Source organism: Planctomyces sp. SH-PL62 (genome assembly GCF_001610895.1).
GTDB lineage: Bacteria > Planctomycetota > Planctomycetia > Isosphaerales > Isosphaeraceae > Paludisphaera.
Map to the genome: position 1 here is coordinate 2,888,531 of NZ_CP011273.1, position 12,938 is coordinate 2,901,468.

At 69.2% G+C, this 12,938-nt stretch carries 16 protein-coding genes; 9 read left to right on the top strand and 7 right to left on the bottom strand.

Going from position 1 to position 12,938, the window contains the following annotated elements:
• Positions 1-7: 7 nt before the first annotated feature.
• Both VT85_RS11140 and VT85_RS11145 read right to left on the bottom strand, forming a co-directional pair.
• Entirely contained in the window at positions 8-1,252 is a 1,245-nt protein-coding gene (locus VT85_RS11140; RefSeq protein ID WP_156512810.1) for a M48 family metallopeptidase, read from the bottom strand.
• A gap of 203 nt (positions 1,253-1,455) precedes the next feature.
• A complete protein-coding gene (locus tag VT85_RS11145) occupies positions 1,456-2,031 on the bottom strand; it encodes a hypothetical protein (protein ID WP_068414716.1) in 576 nt (191 codons plus the stop codon).
• 427 nt (positions 2,032-2,458) lie between these two features.
• Here VT85_RS11145 and VT85_RS11150 point away from each other — a divergent pair, with 427 nt between their 5' ends.
• From VT85_RS11150 to rsmH, 5 genes are all read left to right on the top strand, one after another.
• Positions 2,459-2,863, top strand: a complete 405-nt coding sequence (locus VT85_RS11150; RefSeq protein ID WP_068414720.1) for a BlaI/MecI/CopY family transcriptional regulator — start codon at positions 2,459-2,461, stop codon at positions 2,861-2,863.
• Between the two features lie 282 nt (positions 2,864-3,145).
• A complete protein-coding gene (locus VT85_RS11155; RefSeq protein ID WP_068414722.1) occupies positions 3,146-4,078 on the top strand; it encodes a hypothetical protein in 933 nt (310 codons plus the stop codon).
• 117 nt (positions 4,079-4,195) lie between these two features.
• Positions 4,196-4,675 (top strand): ferritin, encoded by a 480-nt coding sequence (locus tag VT85_RS11160; protein ID WP_068414725.1) that lies wholly within the window; start codon positions 4,196-4,198, stop codon positions 4,673-4,675.
• A 374-nt stretch (positions 4,676-5,049) separates the two neighbouring features.
• A complete protein-coding gene (locus tag VT85_RS11165; protein WP_197491221.1) occupies positions 5,050-5,721 on the top strand; it encodes a Uma2 family endonuclease in 672 nt (223 codons plus the stop codon).
• 86 nt (positions 5,722-5,807) lie between these two features.
• A complete protein-coding gene (gene rsmH, locus VT85_RS11170; RefSeq protein WP_068414731.1) occupies positions 5,808-6,863 on the top strand; it encodes a 16S rRNA (cytosine(1402)-N(4))-methyltransferase RsmH in 1,056 nt (351 codons plus the stop codon).
• Positions 6,864-6,953: 90 nt separating this feature from the next.
• Here the strand turns inward: rsmH and VT85_RS29655 are convergent, their stop codons facing one another.
• Positions 6,954-7,088 (bottom strand): hypothetical protein, encoded by a 135-nt coding sequence (locus tag VT85_RS29655; protein WP_255376995.1) that lies wholly within the window; start codon positions 7,086-7,088, stop codon positions 6,954-6,956.
• A gap of 93 nt (positions 7,089-7,181) precedes the next feature.
• On the opposite strand from VT85_RS29655, the gene VT85_RS11175 reads away from it, so the two are divergent.
• Positions 7,182-7,598, top strand: a complete 417-nt coding sequence (locus VT85_RS11175; protein WP_068414732.1) for a bleomycin resistance family protein — start codon at positions 7,182-7,184, stop codon at positions 7,596-7,598.
• 18 nt (positions 7,599-7,616) lie between these two features.
• Positions 7,617-8,129 (top strand): DUF1697 domain-containing protein, encoded by a 513-nt coding sequence (locus VT85_RS11180; protein ID WP_068414734.1) that lies wholly within the window; start codon positions 7,617-7,619, stop codon positions 8,127-8,129.
• 47 nt (positions 8,130-8,176) lie between these two features.
• On the opposite strand, the gene VT85_RS11185 is transcribed toward VT85_RS11180, so the two are convergent.
• The 3 genes from VT85_RS11185 to VT85_RS11195 all read right to left on the bottom strand — a co-directional run bounded on the left by VT85_RS11185 (position 8,177) and on the right by VT85_RS11195 (position 10,239).
• Complete coding sequence (locus VT85_RS11185) at positions 8,177-8,491, bottom strand: transposase (RefSeq protein WP_068414736.1); 315 nt, start codon at positions 8,489-8,491, stop codon at positions 8,177-8,179.
• Between the two features lie 92 nt (positions 8,492-8,583).
• Entirely contained in the window at positions 8,584-9,585 is a 1,002-nt protein-coding gene (locus tag VT85_RS11190; RefSeq protein WP_068414740.1) for a HEAT repeat domain-containing protein, read from the bottom strand.
• 9 nt (positions 9,586-9,594) lie between these two features.
• Positions 9,595-10,239, bottom strand: a complete 645-nt coding sequence (locus VT85_RS11195) for a thermonuclease family protein (protein ID WP_068414742.1) — start codon at positions 10,237-10,239, stop codon at positions 9,595-9,597.
• A 206-nt stretch (positions 10,240-10,445) separates the two neighbouring features.
• On the opposite strand from VT85_RS11195, the gene VT85_RS11200 reads away from it, so the two are divergent.
• Both VT85_RS11200 and VT85_RS11205 read left to right on the top strand, forming a co-directional pair.
• Positions 10,446-10,982, top strand: coding sequence for a cysteine hydrolase family protein (locus VT85_RS11200; RefSeq protein WP_068414745.1), 537 nt, complete (start codon positions 10,446-10,448; stop codon positions 10,980-10,982).
• Positions 10,983-11,139: 157 nt separating this feature from the next.
• Complete coding sequence (locus VT85_RS11205; RefSeq protein ID WP_068414748.1) at positions 11,140-11,718, top strand: RNA polymerase sigma factor; 579 nt, start codon at positions 11,140-11,142, stop codon at positions 11,716-11,718.
• Positions 11,719-11,949: 231 nt separating this feature from the next.
• On the opposite strand, the gene VT85_RS11210 is transcribed toward VT85_RS11205, so the two are convergent.
• Positions 11,950-12,894: an alpha/beta hydrolase gene (locus VT85_RS11210; RefSeq protein ID WP_082858528.1), complete on the bottom strand. Its 945-nt coding sequence runs from the start codon at positions 12,892-12,894 to the stop codon at positions 11,950-11,952.
• Positions 12,895-12,938: the final 44 nt, after the last annotated feature.

Sequence of the window (12,938 nt, forward strand, 5' to 3'; positions counted from 1 at the left end):
TCCGCCCTCACGAGTAGGCCCGGTGGTAGACCGAGGCCTCGACGGCCGCGGTCGAGGCGAAGAGGCGGTTGTGGAGCATCTGCTCGAAGATCTCCAGGTCGCCGAGGAACGTGTTGGCGGGCTGGGCGTCGCCGGGCCCCCGGATGTGGTCGGGGTACGACTGGAGGAAGGCCAGGCGGTCGGCCAGCGGCGGGTGCGCCGGGTCGTGGGGGCCGTCGACGGCGAGGATCCGCACCCGCATCGCCATGCGGACCTCGTTCGGGAGCCGGAACCAGAAGGCGCGGAAGAAGGCGTAGAGGTTGGCGTCGGCTTCGGTCGGGTCGTAGCAGCCCAGGACCTCCCGGAAGAGGGGCTGGACCATCGCCGTCTTGACCAGCGCCGAGGCCGCCGCGCCGCCGCCGGCGACCAGGGCCGCGAAACGATCGGCGCGGGCCTCCTGGCCCCAGGCGACCGGCTCGATCAGCCACGACGCCTCGCGCAGGCAGTATCGCGCCCAGGCCCCCAACGGCCCCCGCAGCCGGCCTCCGCGGCGCTCGACGGCCCGCTCCAGCCCCTCCACGAATCGCGCCCGACGCGCCGCGCGGGTGGCGTCGCCCTGGGCCAGGTGGGCCAGCTCATGCGCCAGGATGGCCCGCATCTCGGCCCGGTCGAGGATGCGGAGCAGGGGGAGGCCGACGAGCAGCGCCCGCGAGCGTCCCCAGGCGACGACCCCGCAGCAAGGGAGGTAGGAGAGCCGCACCTGGCTCGGCGGCTTCACCCCCAGCCGCCGCGAGACGACGTCGATCGTCTCGAAGAGCAGGGGGGCGTCGACGCGGGCGAGGACCGGGCCGAGGTCGGCGTCGGGGTTGTTCGTCTCGACCTGGAACCAGGCGCCGCCGAGGGTCTCGACCACCTCTCCCCAGGAGGAGATCTCGTCGCGAAGCCAGGCCCCCATCACCTTGACGGAGCCCCCCGCCAGCAGCAGCACCGCCGTCGTCGCCGCCGTCCCGGTCCAGTAGACCTTCTCCAGCACCCAGAGCACGACGGCGCGCCACCAGAGCTTGACCGTCCCGGCGGGGACGAAGCTCGGCGTCGGGACGTCGGTCGGGAGCTGGGCCCGGGTCTGCGGGGCGGGGGCCACGCGCTCGACCCGGAAGACGCCTCGGCAGATCGGACAGGCGTAGCGCGAGACGTCGGGGCCGGCGGGCTCCAGAACGCCCGAGCAATCGGGACATCGGGGTGCCGGCGAGACCCTCGTTCCAGCACGTCCCATCCGTCCTCCTCCGCCTCGCCTCGATTCGTAGATGATCCGAGTTGTTCGCCTCCAGTATCCCCGAGCGGATTCGGAGTGCAAGCGAAAACGGCGGCGGGAACGGGATGTGTGGAGGGGACGGGATCGACGGATCGAGGGCCGCCCGGCGTCGCGACGCCCGGGCGGCCCTCTGCATTCGGTCGGTCGCCCGATCGGGCCCGCGATCAGGGCTTGGGGGCTTCCTCGACCTTGGCCTCGACCTTCTCGGCGGCCTTCTCGACGTTCTCGGCGCCGGCCTCGACGGCGGCGTCGACCTTGTCCTTGGCGGACTCGGCGGCGGCGTCGATCTTGGCGCCGGCTTCCTGGGCCGCCCCCTCGGTCTTGCCGGTCAGCTCGTTGAGCTTGTCGGCCGCCTTCTCCTTCAGGTCGCCGAGCTTCTCGACGGTCTTGTCCTTGGCGTCCTTGAGCTTCTCGCCGGCCCTGTCGACGGCGTCGCCGACCTTCTCGGCGGAGCCGCTGACCTTTTCGCCGACCTTCTCAAGGCCCTTGCCGGTGACCTCGCCGGTCTTGTCGACGGCGTGGCCGACGGCCTCGGCGGCGCCTTCCAGCTTGGTCCCTTCGCCGGCGTGCTCGATCTTGCCGCCGAGCTTCTCGCCGCCCCGCTCGACCGAGGCTCCGGCGTTCTGGAGGCCCTGCCCGGTCTTGTCGATCCCCGACTCGACCGACTCGCCGCTGCAACCCCAGGCGAACACCGCCACCGACAGGCCGACCGACGACGCCAACCACGTATGCTTCTTCATCTGACGTTCTCCTGCGGACTCGTCCGTCGTCACGGGCCGGGCTTCCACGCCCGGCGTCGCGCCGCGGCTCCTGTTGCGAAGCGTTCTCGAGGGGGAGTTCGCCCCCGTCTTCTCTTTATCATACGCCCGATACAAGGTTGTCGTGGGACGGCTTGCCCAGATGAGGACGGTCGAGGTCCTCCCGCCTCCCTCGGGGACCGGCGCGGGCCGTGCAAGGTGCGGGGCAAATGACGCGCCGGGGTGGGTTTTCCGCCGGCTCCGGAATTTTTTATGGGGGATTGACGTTCTGAGACAGTTGTCTTAGGATGAGCCTCGTGAACGTCCGCGGTTGAAATCCCGCCCGGTCCCGACGTCTCGACCGTCGGGCCGTCCTCCCGCGCGGCCGGGCCGGGCTCGACGTCCACCTCCAGCCCCGAGACGACCTGCGATGGCTAAACGCCCCCCCACGATCCCCGACTCCGAACTCGACGTCTTGAAAGTGCTCTGGGAACGCGGCCAGGCGACCGTCCGCGAAGCCCTGGAGACCCTCAAGGCCGCCGGCCGCGAGTGGTCCTACGCCACCGTCGCGACGCTGCTCGACCGCCTCGAAACCAAGGGCCTGGTCGAGAGCGACCGCAAGGAACTGGCGTTCGTCTACCGCCCCACCATCAGCTCCCAGGAAGTCCGCCGCCGCCGGGTCAGCAGCCTGGTCGACAAGCTCTACGAAGGCGAGCCCGGGCTCCTGGTCCTGCACCTCCTCAAGTCGCACCCGCTCGACCCCGGTCAGGCGATGGAGGTCCGCGAGGTCCTCGACCAGATGACCGCCGCCAACAAGCCCAAGAAGAAGGGCTGAGCCCTCGCTCCCCCGCCTCTCTCCCCGTCGTCGCACGGTTTCGGCCCTCCTTTCGGAAACGCTCCGGATTGGGATTCGTCCATCCGGGGCGATTCTTCTGGCCTTGGACGCGACGATCCCGAATAATTTGGGGGTCGTCTCCGGCCCGTCTCGCCGGTCCCGGATTTGCGTTGGGATGCGCATCGTCGGGATTTCGGCTCGGCCACTCGTCGGGCGTTCGCTCGATCCTCGTCTCTGGTCGTCGCGGCACGTCCCGCCGCGCCCTGCGGAGCTGAACCGGGTATGTCGCGACCGAAACGCTGGTATGACGCCGACGCGGTGGATTCGCTCCGGGTGGTGCGGCGATCGAGCCTCGACGAGTCCTACGCCCTGGAGCGCTGGCGGCATCCCCGGACCGCTCCCGGGCTGGGCGAGTGCCTGCTCTACCCCCTGACGGACGGCCCCGGGCTGGGGCTCCTGTTCCTGTTCCCGCCCGTGTTGTGGGTCCTGTCGCTGCCGGTCTTCGACTTCGTCGCGGTCCTCCAGCCCCTGACCAAGAGCGACTGGGCGCTGGGGCTGATGGTGGTGCCGGTGTTCATCCCGATGCTCGTCAGCTTCGCGATGGTCGTCGGCTACCTCTTCTTGTTCCTGGGGCACGTTCTGGTGGCCAGCGCGATGGGGGAGAACGACCATCCGCGATGGCCCGAGTGGACGCCCGACGACGTGGCCGAGGGGCTCGGCCGCTGGATCTGGGCGCTGGCGATGGGGGCGGCGGTCGCCGGCCCGCCGGCCGTCGCCTACTGGAACTGGTACGGCGGGGTCGACGCGCGCAGCGGGATAGTCGTGGGGGCCCTGGTCGTCCTGGGGACGGGCTTCACCCAGATGGCCCTGGCCGCCGCCCTGATGCACGACACGATCCTCGCCGCCAACCCGGTGACGGTGATCGTGGCCGTCCGTCGGATCGGCTGGTCGTACCTCCTCCCCACGGTGGTCGCCAGCGTGGTGCTGCTGGGGCAGGGCCTGGGGGTCTATGGGCTGCTCTATCTCGTCCCCCGGATGTGGATCGAGGCGGTGGGGCTCTGGGGGTTCTGGTTCTTCACGCTCTACGGCGGCATGGTGACGCTGCGGATGGTGGGCCTGACCTACCACGCCCACGCGATGGAGCTGTTCTGGTTCCGCCGCCGGCCCAAATGGGCCACCGGGACCCGCGCGGGGCGGATCTACGCCAACTCCTGAGCCGGGTCGACTCGTCTCCCTCGATTCGGCCCCTTCGGGTACACTGATCCTTTCGTAATCAGAAATCACAAGAACCGACCGGCGCCCGCGCCGACGCCCGATGGAGGGGCTCCCCTCGTGTTGATCAGCGAGAAGATCGAAGCCGAGTTCAACCGCCAGATTGGGAATGAACTGGGCAATTCCCACCAGTACCTCGCCATCGCCGCCTACTTCGAGAAAGAGGCCCTCTTCGGCCTGGCCAAGATCTACACCGAGCAGGCCAACGAGGAACGCGACCACGCGATGAAGTTCGTGAAGTTCCTCCTCGACGCCGGCGCCACCCCGAAGTTCCCGGCGGTCGCCGAGCCCCGGAACAGCTTCGCCTCGGCCATCGACGCCGCCCAGCTCGCGTACGACTCCGAGGTCAAGACCACCGAGCAGATCTACGCCCTGGTCGACCTCACCCTCGCCGAGAAGAACCACATCGCCCACAACTTCCTCCAGTGGTTCGTCTCCGAGCAGCTCGAGGAAGTCGCCAGCGCCGACACCCGCCTTTCCGTCATCCGCCGCGCCGGCCCCAGCGTCCTGATGGTCGAAGCCTACCTCGCCCACAAGTGAGTCCCGCCCCGCGATTGGCTTCGTTACCCCAATCGAAGCCAATCGCGGGAATGGCGTAACCGGTTTTCTGGTAATTGGTTGCGTCTGATCTGGCGGCCCGGGATCGGCTTCGTTCGGCGAGAAACGTCCTCGTCCCGAAGCCACGCCGCCTCGTGGTCCCCCGCCGCCCTCGACCGTCCGGTCGAGAGAATCCCCTATCCTGGACCATACCCCGGAATGCGCACGACGGCGCACCGCGGGGGAGATCCCGTTTCCCCGACGATCACCGCCGGATGGATCGGGGCGGGGGGGCCGTGTTCGACGTGAGCCCGGCCGATGGTAGGATGGCGAGAGTGAGCGGGTGTTACGGACCGGAATTGACCGGGAGCGGTTTCATGGCGACGGCGATGCGGGCGGAAGCCTCCGGACCTGCGTTGGGCGGCGAGACCCGGATCCGGGCGGCGGGCGTCTCGTGGGCCTTCTATTCGCAGTTCGTCGACGGGCTCCCGGAACGTTCCGGCGTCCGCGCGGCCTTCGACGGCGAGGCTATGGAGATCATGGTCAAAGGTCCGCTCCACGAGGACTTCCGGGCGCTCCTCGGGCGATTCGTGGAGGAGGTCGCGACGGAACCCGGCGTCGCGTTCCTGGGTCTCGGCGAGACGACGTGGAAGCGCGGGGACGTCGAGCGCGGCCTCGAATCGGACCAGTGCTATTTCTTCGACGCGGAGAAAGTCGCGACGGCCCAGGCCGCGCTGAGGCGCCGATGGAACGATGTCGCCGCGTATCCGAACCCGGACCTCGCGATCGAGATCGACCTTTCCCCGTCTCTCATCGACCGGCCCGCGATCTACGCCGCCCTGGGGGTGGCGGAAGTCTGGAGATTCGACGGGGCGATCGTGCGGATTGAGCGTCTGACGGAGGCCGGCGGTTACGACCCGGCCGCTCGGAGCGGCTGGCTCCCCGTCGCCGCCGACGAAATCCTCACCTGGATCACCGCCGACGACGCCGCTGATCGCGGCGTCTGGGTGCGGAGGCTCCGCGCCTGGGCGGGCGATCGAGCGGAGTAGTCGGGGAGGTCGCGTCGAGGGTATCCTGGAAACCCGGGGCCGCTCGGCGTCATCCCCTTTCGCGCCCTCTCGGACCCACACGCGGCATGACCGACCCCATTCCCGAAAAGCCGAAGCGTCGGGCGCGGTATCGCGGCCGGAATCCTCGTCATTTCCACGAGAAATACAAGGAGCACCAGCCCGATCGCTACCCGGACGACGTGGCGAAGGTGATCGCCGGGGGGAAGACGCCCGCCGGGGCGCACCGGCCGATCATGGTGGCCGAGATCCTGGACGCGCTCGGGCCCCGGCCGGGGGACGTGGCCGTGGATTGCACGCTCGGCTACGGCGGCCACGCCCGCGAGATCCTCGCGGCCGTCCAGCCGGGCGGGCGGCTGCTCGGCCTCGACGCCGACCCGATCGAACTCCCCAGGACCGAGGCCCGGCTTCGAAGCCTCGGCTTCCCCGCCGATTCGCTCGTCGTGCGGCGCTCGAATTTCGCGGGCCTGCCCCGGTTCCTCGCCGACGAGGCGCCCGAGGGGGCGGACGTCCTGCTCGCGGATCTCGGCCTCTCCTCCATGCAGATCGACGACCCCGCGCGGGGGTTCAGCTTCAAGGCGACCGGCCCGCTCGACATGCGGATGAACCCGACGCGAGGCCGTTCGGCCTCGGCCCTGCTGTCGGAGCTGGGCGAGGCGGGCCTGGCCCGGCTCCTCGTCGAGAACTCCGACGAGCCCCACGCCCGCGAGATCGCCGAGGCGATCCTCCGGGCGCACGCGCGCGAGCCGCTCGAGACCACCCAGGCGCTCGCGGCGGTCGTCCGCGAGGCCGCCGCCCGCAGGCTCCGGATCTCCGGCGACGCCGCGTCGGATCTCGTCCGCCGGGTCTTCCAGGCGATCCGGATCGCGGTGAACGACGAGTTCGGCTCTCTCGACGCGCTGCTCCGCGCCTTGCCCACCTGCCTCAAGCCGGGGGGGCGGGTCGCCATCCTCTCGTTCCATTCCGGCGAGGACCGGCGCGTGAAATCGGCGTTCAAGGCGGGCCTTCGCGAAGGCGTTTATGCGTCGATCGCCGAGGAAGTCGTCCGCGCCTCCGCCGAGGAGCGGCGCGACAACCCCCGCTCCTCCTCGGCGAAGCTCCGATTCGCGGTCCGCCAGGGCTGAGGGCGTCGGTTCCCCGCCGATGCCGACCCGCCTGACAGGCTCTGACGAAACCGGGCTTTTTCAGAAGACGTCGTGATGCAGGATGCGGAATCAGACGACGCCGGCCGCCAGCGTCGTCCGGGCGTCCATGATCACGCCGAGCCGGTCGTACCGCGCCCGCACCCACCGCAGCCCCTTATCCAGGCCCGCCCTGCCCGAAGGGCCCGCCCGATCCCGGGGGCTCACTGTACGCCTGTTGACTTTTTGCCGATAACTGGTTCCAATCCCCTGAGCCGGCCCAGCTCCGGCCATAGACCAATCCTCGCCTGGAGGACGACCATGCTCGCGCACGCGGTCACGCCGATCCTGAACGTCTCGGATATCCTCGAGAGCTTCGCCTGGTTCGAGAAGCTCGGGTGGACCAGGGGCTTCGACTGGGGCAGTCCGCCGACCTTCGGCGCGGTGTGCTCGGGTGAGTTCGAAATTTTCCTCTGTCAGGGCGCGCAGGGCGGTCGGGGCCGGAGCGGACTGCCGACGACGAAGGGCCACGGCGAGGCGGGCGACAAGGGCGTCTGGATATCGATTTGGGTGGACGACGTCGACGCCATCTACCGTCACTGCCTCGAGCAGGGCGTCGAGGTCACGATGCCGCCGACCGACGAGCCGTGGAACGTGCGCGAGATGCACATCCGCCATCCCGACGGCCACGTCTTCCGGATCAGCAAGGCGATCGAGAGGGCGGGGCGATCCCGATAAGGCCGGAAGGATCGGTTCATGGCAGCATACGTCGCCCTCCTCCGGGCTGTGAACGTCGGCGGCACCGGCAAGCTTCCCATGAGCGACCTCAAGGCGCTCTGCGAGAAGGCGGGCTTCGGCAAGGTGCGCACCTATATCGCCAGCGGCAATCTCGTCTTCGAGAGCCACGAGTCGGCGTCGCGGCTCAAGGCCGCCCTGGAGACCGCTCTGGCCGCTTACGCCGGGAAGCCGGTCGGCGTCTTCGTGCGTACGGCGGCCGAGATGGCGCAGGTCCTCGCGGGCAACCCATTCCCGGACGCGCCGCAGAACCGGACCGTGGCCATTTTCCTCGACGGTCCCCCGCCCGCCGATACCCTGGAGCGGATCTCGGGCGTGGACGGCGAGGAACTCCGGCTCGGACGGCGCGAGATCTACGTCCGCTATGGCGATAATATGGGCCGATCCAGGCTGAAAATCCCTGCCGCCAGGGACGGGACCGCGAGGAACATCAACACGATCGCCAGGCTTGCGGAGATGGCGGCCGAACTCTGACGCGGCTCCGCTCGAATCGAAGCGTTCAGGCAAATCGAGTCTACGGATCAAAAGGCGAGGTGAAGCGACGAAGGCCCTGGATGCCATCCGGACCAGGCGCGGAGCCGGCGGTGCGCCGTCCGACCGGAGCCGCCGAGTTCGGCCGGGACGTCCTCCCAGCGGGCCCCGTCGGCCGGCACGAACCAGCTCGCACGGACGACGGCCCGGCGCCCCACCCGAGACCGGCCGCCCTCCAGCCCGAGGGGCTGCTCCGGCGGCGGATGATGGGCGACGGTCTCGAAGGACTCGTCCGGCATGCGGGCCTTCGCCATGGCGCGGGCCTGATGCCAGCGGGTGTTGTCATACCAAATCGCCTCGATCACCGACCATTGGGCGCCACGGGTTCGTCCCCGAACCCGTGGCACCCGAAGCCCCTCGGCAAACGCGAGTCATCAAAGCAATTACGTATCAGTGCCTATAAGATCAGGTCAGGTCTCGCCGGGGGGGGGAAGTCCTGGGCGAACCGGGCCTGGAGCGTCGGGCTCCCGGCTCGGGCGACGACGTCGGCGAGGCGCTCGACCAGTTTCGGGTCGTGCTTGTGGATCTTCAGGGCGTCCATCGCGGCGCGGGCGGTCGCTTCGGAGTCGTCGGCGACGAGATCGAGGAGGGCGTCGATCGCGGCCGAGGCGCGGAGCATGGCCACGGCCAGGAGGAGGGTCTCGCGGACCGTCTGCGAATTGGCGGTCTGGAAGCGATCGAGCAGGGGGCCGAGGGCCTGCGGGAACCGGGCGTTCCCCATCGCCAGCGCGGCGGCCTCGCAGCGGTTCTCGTCGCGGGCGTCGAGGAACTCGCGGACGAAGGGCATGTGGTCGTCGGGCGCGATCGCGAGCAAGGCGCGGAGGGCCTCCGAGAGGACCTCGGGCTCGTCGTCGCCGATCCGGCATTTGAACCGCAGGACCAGGGCCGCCGCGTCCGAGCCGATGGCGCCCAGGCAGCTCGCGGCGGCGGATCGGACGTCGCGGGCGGGGTCGAGCAGGGCGTCGACGAGCGCGGCCCCCAGGCCCGGCGTGTCGATCCGGGTCAGGCCGATCAGGCCCGCCGCGCGGAGGGGAGGGGCGGTGTCCACCGGGGGCCCCCAGGCCGGCTCCATCTGGACGTGCGCCGCGGCCTTCTCGAAGACCTCGGCGCGGGGATGCTCCAGCTTTTCAAGCGCCTGGACGACGGCGAGTTTGGCGCGGCAGAGCTTGTCGTCCTTGATCGGGTCGATCAGGAAGCGTGCGAAGGCGGCTTCCAGGTCGGCGGCGACCTCGGCCAGTCGCCAGGCCCCGGCGACCTCGGCCGCCGCGGCGACGACGAAGTTCGAGCGGTCGCCGAGCGCCTTGCGGAGCGCGGGGACGTCGCCCGGTTCCGGACCTGTCTGGTCGCGGAGCCGCCGGATCGCCGCCAGCTTGTCGTCGAACGACGCTCGTTTCGCCATCGGTCCGCCTCACCCCGCCTTGCGCCCGGTCGCCCGGTCGCGGAAATCCCGAGGCGATTCGAACGGCGGCGGCCCGGCGCGGCGCGCGGCGGCCTCGACCCGGGCGGCCTCCTCGGGGAAGCCGTTGTCGCCGAACCGATCGATGGTCGATTCCGCCATGTGGCTTTCGACGGCCAGCACCGAGTAGTTCTCTCCGTCGACGAACAGGTAGCCGAGGGTCCGGCCGTATCGGTCGGGACGCGCGGCGCGGAGCAATTCCAGCCGATTCGCCCCGAGGATGAGGCGGCGGGCGAAGGCGCGGGCCTCGTCGCCGTACTCCTGCCCGGCGCGGCTTCGGTCGCGAGGATTGGCGACCTCGGGGGCGTCGATCCCCAGGATGCGGACGCGCTCCGCCGGCGCGTCGGGCCATTTGATCCGGATCGTGTCGCCGTCGTCGACCCAGACGACCTTCGGATCGACCGGGACGCGGCCCCCGGCCCGACGGACGACGTCGCCGCGACCCTTCGGCGCCGGCGCGGGCCGGGTCCATTCGCGATAGATCACGACCGCCAGCATCGCCAGGGCCAGGATCAGCCGAAGTCGGAACGACCACGACCGCCGTCGCGAAGTCGGGCGGATCGGAATCGGAAACGGTTTCGGAACGTCGCGCCACATCGAGCAGGCCCTCCGAGCGAGGCTAACCGATGCGCGTGGGAGGGACAAGCGACGGGGCGCGACCGGCGCGATTGGGGAGGCGGATCGACGTCCGATCCATCAAACCGTGCGTCGAGGCGACGATCGAAGGTGTACAATGGGACGGCCGCGAATCCGACGCAAGCGTCGGTGGCTCGATCCGCCCTCCAGCCGGAGCCGTCCTCATCATGTCCCGCGCCCTCCTCGTCATCGACGTGCAGAACGAGTATTTCACCGGGGCCCTGCCGATCACGCATCCGGCGGGACATCTGGGGCGCATCCTTGAGGTGATGGACGCGGCCCGGGGGAAGATGCCGGTGGTCGTGATCCAGCACGAGATGTCCGAAGGGTCGATCTTCCGCAAGGGGACCCCCGAGTGGGCGCTGCACCCCGAGATCGCCGAGCGGCCCCACGACTTGCTGGTCCCCAAGACGCTGCCGGGGAGCTTCACGAACACGCCGCTGGAGGCGTGGCTCCGGGGCCGAGGGATCGACACGGTGACGATCGCCGGGTACATGACCCACATGTGCTGCGACACGACCGCGAGGCAGGCGGCGCATCTCGGCTTCAAGTCCGAGTTCCTCAACGACGCCACCGGCACCCTCGACCTGAATAACGAGGCCGGTCGAGTCACGGCCGAGGAACTCCACCGTTCCATCCTTTGCGCCCAGCAACAATTCATCAGCGAGGTCCTGCCGATCTCCGATTGGCTGACGCGAATTTAAGCGTCCGAGACCCTCGTCGCGGCCGAATCCCGCGTGGGGGCGGATTGCCGATCTCGCCCCTTGTGATACAATTGTGGCAAGACTCGGCCGGATTTGAGTTTGGGCGTGCGTGTTCCTTCGATCGTCGAGGGCCTTCTTCTCCTGAGGAGGCATCCCCGTGCCCCTGAGCGAACTTGATCGTAAACTCATCGACCGGTGCCTGGGGAAGGAGCCGGGCGCTTGGAATGACTTCGTCGACCGCTACCTGGGCCTGATCTACCATGTCATCCACCACGCGGCCCATTCGCGAAGCCGACTCCTGAGCGAAGCCGACACGGAAGACATCGCCGCCGAGGTGCTGCTGGCGATCGTCGACGACGATTACGACGTCCTGCGCCGGTACAAGGCGCTCAGTTCGCTCCCCACCTACCTGACGGTCATCGCCCGGCGGATCTGCGTCAAGGAGATCATTCGTCGCCAGCGCGAGGCCGAGCTGGGACACGCCAACGCCCATCGCGAGACCATCAGCGACCTCTCCGGCGAGGCCGAGGCCATCGCCACCGCCGAGGAGGTCGAGCGGATCCTCGACGAACTCCCCGAGAAGGAGGCCGAGGTGGTCCGCCTGTACCACCTCAAGTACATGAACTACCGCCAGATCGGCAAGCAACTCGGCATCGCCGAGAACTCCGTCGGCCCGATCCTCGCCAAGGCCCGCAAGCGGATGCGCCGCGCGGGGCAGTCGAACCGGGCGGGCTGAAGCCGGCCGAAGTCCGGATGTGGAAGACCCTCGCCGCCTTCTCATCCACCGTTGCGATCATGCCTTCTCCCCCAATGGGAGGAGGTGGCCCGAAGAGGCGGATGAGGGGAACCATCATCGCGGATGGACCGAGACGCCCATGGCTCTCGTGCTGAATTCCCTTCCCCTGCGAGGGGGAAGGGTGCTTGCGACGGTCCTCGTGCTCGTCGCCCACATCGGCCGTGGGCGGATTTAGGGGGTTTTCGGCTCGGCCCTGGGCTTCAGGTGCTTGTCGAACCAGTCGGCGAGGACTGCGTTGTCTTTCTGGATGTCGGGCCAGCCGTGGCTGGCGCCCGGCTTGACGACGAGCTTCGCCTCGACGCCCTTCTCCTTGAGTTTTTCGATGAGGATCTCGGCCTGCTGGATCGGGACGAGCTGGTCGGCGTCGCCGTGGATGATGAGGGTCGGCGGGTCGTCGGGGGAGACGTGGGTGATCGGGCTGATCTGGACGCCGATCGCGTTGCGCAGGGCCTCGTCGGTGATCGGGCGGAAGACCTTGTCCTTGGGGTCGAGCTGGTTGAAATCGAACGGGGCCTTGAAGCCCTGCAAGATCCCCCGCCCGAGCGCGTTCTCGCCCGGTTTGCCGTAGTTCAGGAAGTCGGTCGGCGGGAAGAAGCAGGCGACGGCCTGGACCCGGCTCGACCCGCGATCGACGGGGTCCTTGGCGAATGGGTTCCCCAGCGCGCCGGCGGTCCCCAGCATCAGCGAGAGGTGCCCCCCGGCCGAGCCCCCGGTGACGCCGATCCGATCCGGGTCGATGTGGTAGTCGGCCGCGTGGAACCGGATGTAGCGCACGGCGCGGTTGACGTCCTCGACGACCTCCGGGATCGTGAATCTCGGCTGGCTGCCGTGGACCACGGCGAAGACCGTATAGCCGCGCTTGAGGTATTCGTCGATCGAACCGGCGTTGATCGCCTCATGGGCCGAGAACCAGCCGCCGCTGACCATCCAGACGATCGCCGCGCCGTTGGCGTCCGCCTTGGGGGTGAAGACGTCCATCGTCAGGGCCATGCCATGCTTCCGACCGTAGACGACGTCCTCGGTCCTGGTGAAGTTCGGCCCTTCCTCGGCCTTCGCGAGCGGCCCGGCGCAGGCCAGGCACGAGGCGAACACCCAGGCGAAATGCAGGCGGTTCATCGGCCACTCTCTTTCGGTTCGGTCGGGATGAGGGAAAGGATCCG